We start from the raw sequence: 12528 nt of genomic DNA, 5'->3' as shown, positions 1-12528 counted from the left end.
GCCTTGACTTGATGCCGACACTCCCGCATCTTGGGGCTGCCTTGAATGCTCTGTTTTCCATCCATGCGGACGAGATCGCCCGGCTTTGCGAAAAGCATGGCGTGCTCAAGCTGTCGGCATTCGGTTCTTCAGTGAGAGAGGATTTCGATCCGGAGACCAGCGATGTCGATGTGATCGCCGTCTTCAATTCCACCCGCGAGCCCGGCTATGCGGATCGCTATCTGGATCTCGCCCTATCCTTGGAACAATTATTCGGGAGAGCGGTGGATCTCCTCACTCCCGGATCCATCCGTAATCCACATTTTGCCTCCACACTCGCACAGGAAGCGGTTTCGATCTATGAATCTCAGGACCATCAAGCGGCTTGAGGATTCCAAGACTGCCTGCATCCGGATTCAGGAATTCCTGAAAAACGTATCGCTGGAGACCTTCCTTGACTCGGAGCTTCTTCAATCTGCGGTGGACGCCAGCTCGAGATCATCGGCGAAGCGCTTGGAGCGGGAGCAAAGAAGACGGCTCCCTTGCTAAAATCATTCCTGATTTACCTCGCATCGTCGGTCTGCGAAACCGGTTGATCCACGGTTACGATTCTGTTGATCCCGAGCTGGTGTGGGATGTGACAAAGAACAAAATTCCCCCTCTGCGAAAACAATTGGATCTCGCACTCAGCCAGCCAGGCACTTGAAAATTCTGATTGGCCGACAGATCCACTGGCGAGACGGGCGTTCCTGCCAGCTCTTTCACAGGCCCGAGACCGCAGGATACAGGGAAGGCCAGTCTCGCCGACGCGCCTCACAAGGGAGGCGACGCCGCCAGACGGCGGCCCTCCTCCTTCGATGTCCGATATTCCACAAAACGCCTGTCTCGCATGCGGCTTTTTCATACCCGGATCTTCCAAAACCGGCCACCCGCGCGTCGGTAAAATCTTTTACATTTCCAGACCAATCGCTTGCGAAAGTTAATCTCTCTAGATGGTTGGAATTTCGCAAAACTTAAACAATTTTTTCAAATTTCCCAATCCTTGTGGCAGAGCTGTCACACGGCAGAAAAATCTTCGCACCTAGACACACCCCGCATTTCTTTCAAAGATCTTCGCTAACCCTAGACAATGCGTTATGTTTACTTTGTAAATACTCACACCAAAACACTACATCTTGTATTGTGAATAATTTGTTGATACCACATGGGCAAAATCGAATTGACCCGGCGTGACAATTGCTGTCAGCCTTCGCCCCGCTCAGTCAGCTGTTGGGCGCTCTTTTCATCCCTCTTTTCCCGTCATTTTTCCGTCCATGTCCTCCAATTCTTCCGCCACCACCACTGTCTCGCTTGGCAACAAAACCTTCATCCTGGATCGCGAAAAAGCCGAACTCGCCTACGCGGGCAAGCGCGTGATCAACGGCAAGGAAACCATGTTCTTCAACATCCTCCCGCTGAAATACCAGTGGGCGTATGACCTCTACAAGACGATGAAGAACAACCACTGGGAGCCGGAGGACATCACCATGCAGAAGGACGTGGAACAATGGCGGTCCAACGAGATCTCCGACGTCGAGCGCTGGATCATCAAGATGGGCATCGGCTACTTCTCCGCCGCCGAGGGCATCGTGGGGGACAACGTGCTCCACGTCGTCCGCGAGGTCGTCACCGCACCGGAGCTCAAGCTCGTGCTCGGCCGCCACGCCCACGAGGAGAACATCCACGCGGATAGCCTCGTTTACATGATCTCCTCCCTCGGCATCAACCCGCACGAGTGCGAGGCCATGTTCGAGGACGTGCCGTCCATCACCGCGAAAAACAACTTCGTCGTCTCGAACAGCCGCGCCCTCCGCCGCGACATCGACCTCACCATCACGGAAAACAAGCAGGCCCTCGCCAAGAACATCTTCATGTTCGGCCAGGTCATGGAAGGCACGCAGTTCTACGGCCTCTTCGGCATGATCCTCAGCCTCTACCGCCAGAACAAGTTCCCCGGCATCGGCCAGATGTTCCGCTACACCCTGCGCGACGAGTCGAACCACATCGAGGTCTTCCGCAACCTCCTCATGGACCTCATCGACGAGAACCCCGACGTCTGGACCGAGGAATTCCGCGACGACCTCCGCAACACGATGAAGGAAGGCATCACCCTGGAAAAACAATTCATCCGCGACTGCCTCCCCGTCTCGGCCCTCGGACTGAATTCCAGCGACTTCGAGGCCTACATCGACTACATCGCCGACCGCCGCCTCATCTCCTGCGGCCTCGTCCCTCTCAACGAAAGCGTTTCCAACCCCTTCCCGTGGCTCGCCGAGATGATGGATATCAAGAAGGAGACCAACTTCTTCGAAGGCCGTGTCACGGAATACCAGAAAGCCTCCGCCCTGGCCTCAGTCGACGACGACGAGCTGTGATACACGTCCGCCGGGTCTCATGAGACCTGTTTTTCCTTAGCACCCCAGAAAAACCCACCCTTACACCCTCACCCGCTCTCCCAAAATGTACCGCTCTCTCAACCTCAACGAAGACCTGGCTCTCAAACAAGTCGTCACCGATCGCTTCGCCCTCACCGACCGCGGCTTCGCATGGCGCGACGTGCTTTCCACCGAAAAACGCCAGCCCGTCACCGACATCACCATCACCCGTGGCAATACCGACAGCCACTTCTCCCTTGAGGACGTCGCCGACGCCATCGGCGATTCCCTCGCCGACCTGCTCATTTCCCGCCGCGAGGACGAGCAATCCATTTTCTCCGACGTCAACCGCAAGTTCGTCTCGGACGTCGCCCACTCCGTCGCCTCCTTCCTCACGGATTCCCTGAAAGCCGATGGCCGCCTCCGCCTTTCCGAGGCCGATCTCTACCTGCTCATCGAAAAAGCCCTGCTCGAAAACGAGGCCTACGACGTCGCCAAGTCCCTCGCCTTCCGCCGTTCCATGGAAAAAACCGGCGCCGTGGACGTCCACACCGGCCCGCACGCCTTGCCCGTCCGCCTGATCCGGCGTAATGGTAACGTCGTCCCATGGTCGGAGACGAAAATCGAGATCGCCGTGCGCAAAGCCTTCCTCACCATCAAGGAAAACCCCGAACCCGCCGTGGAGGTCGCCAAGGGCGTGACCGACCGCATCCGCAGGGGGGATTCGTCGTTCGTCCACATCGAGGACGTGCAGGACATGGTCCAGGAGGAACTCATGCGCCAGGGCCACTTCAAGGCAGCCACCCACTACGTGCGCTACCGCGACGAGCGCGCCCGGCTGCGCAAGGAGGAGGAGGACCTCGCCGAGGATCCGAACCAGGAGCTGATGGTCACCGTCATTTCCGACGAGGGCGTTTCCTCGTTCTGGGACGGCGGCGATCTCCGCAAGCGCATTTCCTACGCCTCCATCGGCCTCGACCTGAACCTCACCGAGGTCGAGATCGAGCGCGAGCTCCGCCGCTCCGTCGGCAATGAGATTTCCGAGAAGGACCTCAAGAACACCATCATCCTCAACGCGAAGGCGCTCATCGAGAAAGACGCGGATTTCGCGAAATTCGCCGGCCGCATCCTCCTCTCCTACATCTACGAGGAAGTGCTGGACTGGAGCATCTCCCGCGACGGCATCGACAAGCTGAAGGCCGCGCACAAGGCCGCCTTCAAGGGCTACCTGAAACACGGCATCGCCATCAAGCGCCTGAACCCCGAACTGCTCGACGTTTACAACCTCGACAAGCTCTCGGACGCCTTCGACCCCACCGCCGACCTGGACTTCGACTACCTCGGCATCCAGACGCTCTACGACCGCTACCTCATCGTAGACAAGACCGGCAGCAAGCACCGCCGCATCGAGACGCCGCAGTTCTTCTGGATGCGCGTCGCCATGGGCCTCTTCAAGCGTGAGGAGAACGACGCCGAGGGCTGGGTCATCCGACTTTACAATCTCTACAAGGGCCGCCGCTTCTGCTCCTCCACCCCCACCCTCTTCAACTCCGGCACGCTCCACAGCCAGCTCTCCAGCTGCTACCTCTACAAGGTGGACGACTCCATCGAGTCCATCATGTATCGCGGCATCGCCGAAAACGCCTTCCTCAGCAAGTGGGCCGGCGGCCTCGGCGGTTCATGGACCGCCGTGCGCGGCACCGGCGGCTACATCCAGGGCACCAATGGCGAGTCCCAGGGCATCATCCCCTTCCTCAAGCTCCACAACGACCAGCTCGTCGCCGTCAACCAGGGCGGCAAGCGCCGCGGCTCCGGCTGCGCGTATCTGGAAACGTGGCACAACGACATCGAGGACTTCCTCGACCTCCGCAAAAACACCGGTGACGAGCGCCGCCGCTGCCATGACATGAACACCGCGAACTGGGTTCCGGACCTTTTCATGAAGCGCATGGAAGAGCGCGGCACCTGGACCCTCTTCCGCTCGAACGAGGTCCCGGACCTCCACGACCTCTACGGCTCCGCCTTCGAGCAACGCTACACCGAATACGAGCGCATGGCCGCCGAGGGCAAGCTCTGGTCCCGCCAGATGCCCGCGCTCGAGCTTTGGAAATCCATGCTCAAGATGGTCTTCGAGACCGGCCACCCGTGGATCACCTTCAAGGACCCGTGTAACGTCCGCAGCCCGCAGGACCACTGCGGCGTCATCCACTCGTCGAACCTCTGCACCGAGATCACACTGAACACCTCGGCAGAAGAGACCGCCGTCTGCAACCTCGGCTCCGTCGTGCTGGACACCCACATCACCCGTGACGGCGCGCTCGACCACGAGATGCTCAAGGAAACCATCACCGTCGCCATCCGCGCGCTGGACAACGTCATCGACATCAACTTCTACCCCACCGAAGCCGCCAAGACCGCGAACACCCGCCACCGCCCCATCGGCCTCGGCGTCATGGGCGTCCAGAACGCCCTCTACAAGCGGAACCTCGCCTTCGCCTCGGAAGCCGCCGTCGAGTTCAACGACGAGTTCATGGAAGCCATCGCCTACTACGCCTACAACGCGTCCAGCGACCTCGCCTCCGAAGTCGGCACCTACAGCACCTACAAGGGCAGCAAGTGGGACCGCGGCCTCCTCCCGCAGGACACCGTCGACCTCCTCGAGGCCGAGCGCGGCCGCAAGATCGACGTCCCGCGTGGCGGCAAGATGGACTGGTCCGTCGTCCGCGAGAAAATCGCCAAACACGGCATGCGGAACTCCAACGTGCTCGCCATCGCGCCGACCGCCACCATCTCGAACATCATGGGCACCACCCCCTGCATCGAGCCGAACTACAAGAACCTCTACGTCAAGTCGAACCTCAGCGGCGACTTCATCGTCCTCAACAGCGAGCTCGTGAAGGACCTGAAAAAGGCCAACCTCTGGAACCAGGAAATGCTCGACCAGCTCAAGTACTTCGACGGCGAGCTCGACGCCATCGACGACATCCCGGAGCCCATCAAGCACAAGCACAAGACCGTCTTCGGCATCGCCCACGAATACATCATCGACGCCGCCGCCCGCCGCCAGAAGTGGATCGACCAATCCCAGTCCGTGAACCTCTTCCTCGCCACCCCCGAGATGAAGACCCTCAGCCACATGTACCGCCGCGCCTGGGACAAGGGCCTGAAAACCACCTACTACCTCCGCACCCTCCAGGCCTCCAACATCGAGAAATCCACCATCGACGTCAAAAAAGAAGTCCGCGGCCTCGCCGGCACCGCCACCCCAGCGGCGAAGACCTACACCGCCGAGGAGAAGAACGCGTGCAGCATCGATGCGATGCTGAATGGGGGGACGTGCGAGGCGTGCCAGTGATCGATAATGAAATAGGTATGATTTTCTGCTAGACTTGAAAAAAATCCATATTAGGACTGGACATTGAATTCGGTGTGCTTTCATCAGGTCAGATGACATATCCCTCCGCGCCTAAGGTCTGCCGCTGACAGTACAAACGCCCCCCCCTTCAATCAAAATCAAGTAACATCACATTATGGCAAAATTCAAAATGCGTTTAAAACTTACCGGACTTGAAATTGAGATCGAAGGAGACCGTCAAGATGCAAACCAAATATCCAAAACCCTGAATGATCAATTAGGAGGACTTTTGGCACCTTCTGCCAACTTGGTATCTCCCAAACCTCAGGATGACAAAGTTATAGATATCGACGCAATCCCCAGCAATCCCACCCGAGACGGAAAGAAAAAACGCAAGCCTTCATCCAATGGATCCTCTAAAACTGCCACCCCGGAAGATTCGGAAGCCATCGAATTTAGAAACGATATTGAAAAATGGGGAAGCCCTAAACAAGAGTGGTCGACAGCCGACAAGGCATTATGGTTTTTGTATATAACTACTGAACAAACCGAGCACAAAGAACTTTCAGCAGTAGCCATTGCAACGTCTTTCAACAAACACTTCAGACAAGCGAATACGATTCGAGCCTCAAACGTGTCCAGAGATTTTGGCAATTTCAAAACCAAGAAAAAGCCCGCATGGGTAAATGAAGATACTAGCAAGGGTCGTTCTAAATGGTTTCTCACCGAAGAAGGAATCAAAAATGCCATTACGTTAGTGACTCAAGCAAGAGGGGATAGCCAATAAAGCTCGATCCTCTAAGTGCTCCTACCAATTGAAGCACCTATGACGCTTATCGAATTCCTTAAAAGCTCGCGAAGCAATGTTGAGAGGTGTCAGTATGTCTTGTATTACAAGGTCCATGCAAAAGGCATGCATCCGCTCTCAAGTGGTGAAATTAGAGAGCACCTTTCGCAAGCTAGGACACCAAAGGCAAATTCGATCAATGTTAGCGATTGCCTAGGAAAAAGTGGACATTTTGTCGATTTCTCCACAACTAAAAACTCTCGCACTTGGAGCTTGACAGCAAGCGGCATCAAAGAAATGGAAAGTCGGCTTATTTCAAGGATTGGATCCATTCCCCACCTTGGCGGCGCCCCCAAAAAATCTAGCACCAAGTCGATAGATATGCTATTCCTAGGTTTAGGCCCTTTAAATGAGGATCGGCTTAGACTTGATGAAGAAACTCGAGAGATCGAGAACAAAATCCGAACTTCAGAATTCCGCGCCAATCTCAATTTCAAAAGCAAGTGGGCCGTAAGACCCGCTGATTTATTTCAATACTTAAATGAAATAAATCCTCAAATTGTTCATCTATCGGGTCACGGCGCACCTAATGGCGGAATCGCATTTGAAGATGCTGCTGGCAATTCAAAACTCGTTTCTCCTAAAGCGCTGGCAGATGCATTTGAAACTATGAAGGACAACATACGGATTATTTTTCTGAATTCGTGTTATTCCGATATGGCAGCCAAGGAAATATCCAAAGCTATTGACTGCGTAGTCGGAATATCTGGAGAAATTGATGATTCGTCCGCAATAGCTTTCTCCGCATCTTTCTACAGTGCGATTGGCTTTGGACATTCGGTGCAGCGGGCATTCCGAGAAGCCAGGTCAACCCTAGTTATGGAAGGATTACCCGGGGATCATCTGCTCCAATTATTCTCTCGTCCCAGCGTGGATTCCGACAATGTCGTACTACTATAACCTCCAAACAATTACATATGCCATTTGACGCCAAAGTTTTCAAGGTTCTGATTGCGTCACCTGGTGATGTTGGTGACGAACGAAATGTCATTCCTGAAATCATAAATGAATGGAATGCCGTGTCAGCACTGCAAACCAAAGCAATTCTCATGCCGATCAAATGGGAAAGCCATTCTGCGCCGCTTCTCGGAAACAGGCCACAGGCAATCATCAATAACCAGTTGGTTGATGATTGCGACATTTTGGTAGGAGTTTTTTGGACACGGATTGGAACTCACACAGGCGTATCAATTAGTGGAACTGCCGAAGAAATCGAACAATTCACCACGAAAGATAAACCGGTAATGCTATACTTTTCGCAAAGCCCAGTTGATCCCGAAAAAATAGAAATCGACCAATTCACCGTACTCCGGACATTTAAAGACAAAATGCGTCTCAAAGGTCTTACCGAAAGTTATTCTGGCATTCCTGACTTTCGCCAAAAATTCTCAAGGCAGTTGGCTATTAATATGAATAGTATCTTGGCCCAAACGGCCGAGTTGATAGCGAAAGATAAAAAAAATACCTCAAAGAGAACTGTCGGACCCGCAAATCCTCCAGAAACAATTAAGATCCCCATCGCCACGGCCGAAGACAGGAATATATCGAAATCTCAAATAAACGATTATTTAACGCGCGCCGTAGCTACTTTAGCCGACTCTGATGGATGGGCATCAGTGGCAGCCCTCGGCAAATACTTAAAAACTTATACGCCGGTTGATTATAAAATATTAGGTTTTGAAAAACTAAATAAGTTTCTAGATTCCACTAATCTTTTTGAGACAAAAGCAGAGCAAAAATCCTCGCGAGCGAAGGCAGCTGATTCGGCATATGTCCGATTAAAGAGAATCAGCTGAGCAAAAATTGTTGACCGGCGCCAGTCTCCGCACAGTAACATTCTTTCAAGACACTTGGGAAAGTAGTGATGACGCCAGCCCTCCAGCATCACCGATACCTCCCTCATGCTGAAAAACAGTTCCCTGTTCAGGAACTCCGCCCGCAGGCTCGCGTGGAAGCTTTTCACGTAACCGTTTTCCCATGGCGAACCCGGCGTGATGTAGGCACTGCCCACTCCCGAGCTCTTCAACCATTCCCGGACCTGACTGGCAACGAACTCCGGACCGTTGTCGCTGCGGAGCCACTCCGGTTTGCGACCGGTTGTCACCAACACCTCCTCCAGGCAGTCGATGACCCGGCTCGACGGGAAGCTCCGGGCGGATCTCAGCATCACACTCCCTGCTGTATTCATCGATCACCGAAAGGATCCTCGCCGTGGTTCCGTCCGCCAGCGAGTCCTGGATGAAGTCATAGCTCCAGACCTCGTCGCGACGCTTCGCCACACGCCGTGACGTCACCCGGGGCTCGATCCGCCGGCGTTTCGTCTGCTTGCGAGAGGCCTGCAGGCCGTCCCGGCGGCGCAGGCGCGCCACCCGTTTCTCATTGATGGTCTCGCCGTACCCGTCCCCAGGATGGCGGTGACCTTGCGGTAGCCCAGGCTGGGATGAGAGCGCGACGTCTCCACAATCAATCCCTCCTGAGCCATCTACGACGCGTCGGGCATCGCCCGCCGATAGACCGCCGAGCGTGCTAGGCAGGACAACCGGCAAGCCCGTGCGACGCCGCAACTGCCCGCGCTCACCAATGTCTCGATGACGGTTTTCTTTTGCACGGGGCTCACCACTTTTTTTGAGTTCACTTCCTTGAGGATCTGGATGTCCAACGCCTGATCGGCCACCAGACGCTTGAGCCGGGAGTTTTCCTCCTCAAGAGCCTTGAGGCGTGTCGCCTTGCTGACATCCATGCCTCCGTATTTCTTCTTCCTGTGGAAGTAGGCCCGCTCGCTGATCCCGTGCGGAGGCAGGCGTCGGAAGCCTTCAGGCCACCGTTTTCGATTTCTCCAAAGATACGGATGATCTGCTCCGCGCTGTGCCTTCTTTTCATGTGTTTGTTTTGCTGGTTTTACCCTGCAAAACTCTCATCGGAAAGTGTCCTCTTTATAGGGGCTGGATCAAACCCAGATCGCCTTAGACTAATTGGTTAATACAACCTAATTGTTCCAAATCATTTATTTTCAGGCAACCTCTTAATCGAAGTAGACACAGTGCCTTCGGGACCTTACGACAAACAGAAAAGCCCGCAGCCTGAGTCTTTTCTTGCAATTCTTTTTAGTTATCGGTACTGACTTCCCCTGAACAAGAGCAGCTCTAGCTAGAGGAGCTGCTCAAAGCCCCCTCGCATTGACTGCTTTAAGCACATTTTGACTCAAACGCAAATGAACGCCACAACCAAAAACCATCTACCATCCTTACTTGTAGGTATTTTAGCGTCTTACTTTGCATTATTACTAATTGTGTCAAGCGCGATTCTTGTATCATTACTTTCTGGCGCATCATGGGGCGGGTGGTGGTTCAAGAACGCTCCAGGAAACGGATTTTTGTCAGCGATATGCGGCAGCATTATAGGTTCTTCCATATATTACATAAGAAAGCTTTACAAAACACTTCACCTCCCTCTTCCAGAAAAAAGATTGAACAATCATTCGATGATCCGTTTCGGATATGCAATTTATTATTTCGCAAGACCAGTTTTCGCGGGCGCGTTCGGACTAATCGCAGTTGTTGCATTGCAAGCCGGACATAAATTTATCTCTCAATCGCCCGATTTAAAAGAAACGAATTTCCTATACGCTTGTACTACATTGGGATTTTTCATAGGATTTTCCTGTGGGAAATTAATCAAACAACTTGAAACAAAAATTAGATTCAATGAGTGATTCCGATTTAAAAAAGATTGAAGAACTTGAGGCCTTGGCAAAGGACATTCTCGAGCAGCGAAAGGCATCTAAAAAACGAAGACCTATTGTCATTGAATTCTGCGGAACTCCCAAAGCAGGCAAAACATCTTGCCTATCAGCTCTCAATCTTTTCCTAAAGCGTAATGGTTTCAAAACTCGGCTCGTAACCGAGCGGGCAAGCATTTGTCCAGTTGGTGACAAATTTAGTCCACTTTTCAATATTTGGACATCCAATTCAGCTATAGCACAGCTAGCCGATTATGTTGCTGGATCATGGAGAAATTTAGACGTTATTATTTGTGATCGAGGAATTTTCGATGCCCTATGTTGGTTTTATTGGCAAAAAGACTCCCAATACATGTCCGATGAAGAGCACAAAGTACTTTCCAAATATTTAACCATGGATCGCTTTCGAAGCCTAATCGATATTGTATATGTTTTTAAAGTAAGCGAAAAATCCGCACTCGAAAGAGAATACAAAAATTTACTTACCCGAAAATCGGGAACCATCATGAATCATAGAGTTATTGAAGCTTTCAACAAATCTTTGGATTTTGCGGTGAAAAAATATGATCGAGATTTCCGAAAAATAGAACAAATCGACACATCTTGCATCGATCAAAATCAAGTTGGTTACAAGGTAACGAGGCAAATACTTCAAACGCTGAGCGATCTGACAGAAGAAAATATCGCATACCTCGATCGCAAAGACGTCATCCAATTCGAGAACAGGGATATATGGAAATCTGAAGATTGGCCTGAACGCAATTTCCTAAAATTAAAATATGAAAAGAGAACAACAGTAGAGGACGATGAAACCAAAATTCAACCATTACCTATAGTTATTCTATTTGATCCAAATAATCGTAGCGTCCTAGTTGCAAAAAAACATCAAAAGGGAGTAAGCAAGGGATCTCCTGAATCAGGAAAAGTCGTAACATATTTCGGGGGCCATGTTCGTGATGATGACGAATTTGCAGCAGGAAGCGACGCTAATTTTGATCGCACATGCCACTACGCCTTGACTAGAGAGCTATATGAGGAACTAGGTGTCACATTGAATCCACTTATTTCTAATCCACTATTTATTTGGCTAAAGAACAACCCCCGATCTATGAAACACCTTGCGGTTGCATGTGTTTTTTACACTGACCTGGACAATCTCCGCATCAGATTAAGTCCGGATGAATTTGTCCAGCGTTCTGGAAATAGTGAGAGCGGAAAAATAATTAATATCGAGAAGCTTGAGGATTCCAAATTTGAAGATTGGAGCAGGATATGCCTTCGAGAACTCCTTGGTATTGACAGATCGGAAGAATTTACATTCTACAGACTGGATACGGATTAATTCAGCCGATACAATACTTTTTCACATAATAAATGACCGAAGAATAACCATAATCCTCTCCATTCCATTTTCCACTTATCGGGATAAAGGATCAGACTTTTCGTCTTGGATCATTTCCCGTGCACATCGATGTATTCCTGAATCAGCACGTCGCTTCGGATGACGTCCACGCCGAGGCCGAGGAATAATTGCTCAGACCGCGGTCTCGGGCCAGCCAGTGATGATGCCTCCGGTTCTGCGCCGCCTTCACTCCCAATCGCGTAGCCCCTTCCATATTGCAGACAATCCCCCCACATCGCCTTCAGCGGTCGCAGAATCTAATGAAGTGAGGAATCGCGTCGCTCCCTTCCGGAGGGCAAGGGAATAGGCGTTTTTATCTATTTCGGTCAAGTGACGCTCCTCAGGAACTTCTCGCGGTCGATAAAATTGACGGGTTACAAAGAGCATTCCACGAATTGGAGGAGACTGAGGCGAGACGGTCAATGATGTGGTGCCGATGTCGGTCCATAGGCCAAGATGCCGCGGCATTGTAAGCAGTAGCCGGCTGAAGGATAGGCCCAGACGACGAGGTAGGAGAGGGCCTAGCGGGTCGCGCCTGAGGCAGAGGGCGACGGCATCGACCCAAGCTGATTCAGTAGAAGGTGCTGATGCTCGCCATGTAGAGCTGAGCCCAAGCCCTCGCCTTGCGCGGATGTGTTGCTGGTGGTGAACCGCAAATCCAGAAGGATGTCGAAGCCGCTGACGGCCATTCTCACCAATGCCGCGGCGCGAATCTCGTAGAAACAATTGAGGAACAATTGCCTACATGCAATTGAGATTCATTTGCAATATAGCTTGCGGATTTTTCTTTTA

10 protein-coding genes and 1 pseudogene are annotated in these 12528 nt (G+C 52.3%); 9 read left to right on the top strand and 2 right to left on the bottom strand.

Features of this window, described 5'->3' with window-relative positions; genetic code table 11:
• The first annotated feature begins 41 nt into the window (after positions 1-41).
• From JIN84_RS12145 to JIN84_RS12115, 7 genes are all read left to right on the top strand, one after another.
• Positions 42-368, top strand: a complete 327-nt coding sequence (locus tag JIN84_RS12145; protein WP_200351308.1) for a nucleotidyltransferase family protein — start codon at positions 42-44, stop codon at positions 366-368.
• 65 nt (positions 369-433) lie between these two features.
• Positions 434-685 (top strand): HepT-like ribonuclease domain-containing protein, encoded by a 252-nt coding sequence (locus tag JIN84_RS23480; protein ID WP_200351307.1) that lies wholly within the window; start codon positions 434-436, stop codon positions 683-685.
• 607 nt (positions 686-1292) lie between these two features.
• Positions 1293-2393, top strand: a complete 1101-nt coding sequence (locus JIN84_RS12135; protein ID WP_200351306.1) for a ribonucleotide-diphosphate reductase subunit beta — start codon at positions 1293-1295, stop codon at positions 2391-2393.
• Between the two features lie 85 nt (positions 2394-2478).
• The gene (locus tag JIN84_RS12130; protein ID WP_200351305.1) at positions 2479-5748 is read left to right on the top strand and encodes a ribonucleoside-diphosphate reductase subunit alpha; all 3270 of its coding nucleotides are present in this window, start codon (positions 2479-2481) and stop codon (positions 5746-5748) included.
• A gap of 175 nt (positions 5749-5923) precedes the next feature.
• Positions 5924-6535 carry a hypothetical protein gene (locus JIN84_RS12125; protein ID WP_200351304.1) on the top strand — a complete coding sequence of 204 codons (612 nt, stop codon included), beginning with the start codon at positions 5924-5926 and terminating at the stop codon, positions 6533-6535.
• Between the two features lie 126 nt (positions 6536-6661).
• Positions 6662-7495 carry a CHAT domain-containing protein gene (locus tag JIN84_RS12120; protein ID WP_200351303.1) on the top strand — a complete coding sequence of 278 codons (834 nt, stop codon included), beginning with the start codon at positions 6662-6664 and terminating at the stop codon, positions 7493-7495.
• A 17-nt stretch (positions 7496-7512) separates the two neighbouring features.
• A complete protein-coding gene (locus JIN84_RS12115) occupies positions 7513-8391 on the top strand; it encodes an OST-HTH/LOTUS domain-containing protein (RefSeq protein ID WP_200351302.1) in 879 nt (292 codons plus the stop codon).
• Positions 8392-8465: 74 nt separating this feature from the next.
• Here the strand turns inward: JIN84_RS12115 and JIN84_RS23525 are convergent.
• Positions 8466-8762: pseudogene (locus JIN84_RS23525) on the bottom strand (integrase core domain-containing protein); the annotation flags it as partial.
• A gap of 315 nt (positions 8763-9077) precedes the next feature.
• Positions 9078-9380 (bottom strand): transposase, encoded by a 303-nt coding sequence (locus JIN84_RS12110; RefSeq protein ID WP_325099608.1) that lies wholly within the window; start codon positions 9378-9380, stop codon positions 9078-9080.
• Between the two features lie 426 nt (positions 9381-9806).
• Between JIN84_RS12110 and JIN84_RS12105 the strand changes: the two genes are divergently transcribed.
• Positions 9807-10307 carry a hypothetical protein gene (locus JIN84_RS12105; protein WP_200351301.1) on the top strand — a complete coding sequence of 167 codons (501 nt, stop codon included), beginning with the start codon at positions 9807-9809 and terminating at the stop codon, positions 10305-10307.
• Entirely contained in the window at positions 10279-11676 is a 1398-nt protein-coding gene (locus JIN84_RS12100) for a hypothetical protein (RefSeq protein ID WP_200351300.1), read from the top strand. Before JIN84_RS12105 ends, JIN84_RS12100 begins: the two co-directional genes overlap by 29 nt.
• Positions 11677-12528: the final 852 nt, after the last annotated feature.

The organism is Luteolibacter yonseiensis (assembly GCF_016595465.1).
GTDB classification, from domain to species: domain Bacteria; phylum Verrucomicrobiota; class Verrucomicrobiia; order Verrucomicrobiales; family Akkermansiaceae; genus Luteolibacter; species Luteolibacter yonseiensis.
The sequence above is the reverse complement of the archived record's forward strand: the minus strand, read 5'-3'. Positions and strand labels throughout refer to the sequence as shown.

Excerpts from the sequence above, each read along its gene's own strand:
- JIN84_RS12135 (WP_200351306.1), top strand. The coding sequence starts at position 1,293 with ATGTCCTCCAATTCTTCCGCCACCACCACTGTCTCGCTTGGCAACAAA.
- JIN84_RS12130 (WP_200351305.1), top strand. The coding sequence starts at position 2,479 with ATGTACCGCTCTCTCAACCTCAACGAAGACCTGGCTCTCAAACAAGTC.
- JIN84_RS12125 (WP_200351304.1), top strand. The coding sequence starts at position 5,924 with ATGGCAAAATTCAAAATGCGTTTAAAACTTACCGGACTTGAAATTGAG.
- JIN84_RS12120 (WP_200351303.1), top strand. The coding sequence starts at position 6,662 with ATGCATCCGCTCTCAAGTGGTGAAATTAGAGAGCACCTTTCGCAAGCT.
- JIN84_RS12115 (WP_200351302.1), top strand. The coding sequence starts at position 7,513 with ATGCCATTTGACGCCAAAGTTTTCAAGGTTCTGATTGCGTCACCTGGT.
- JIN84_RS12105 (WP_200351301.1), top strand. The coding sequence starts at position 9,807 with ATGAACGCCACAACCAAAAACCATCTACCATCCTTACTTGTAGGTATT.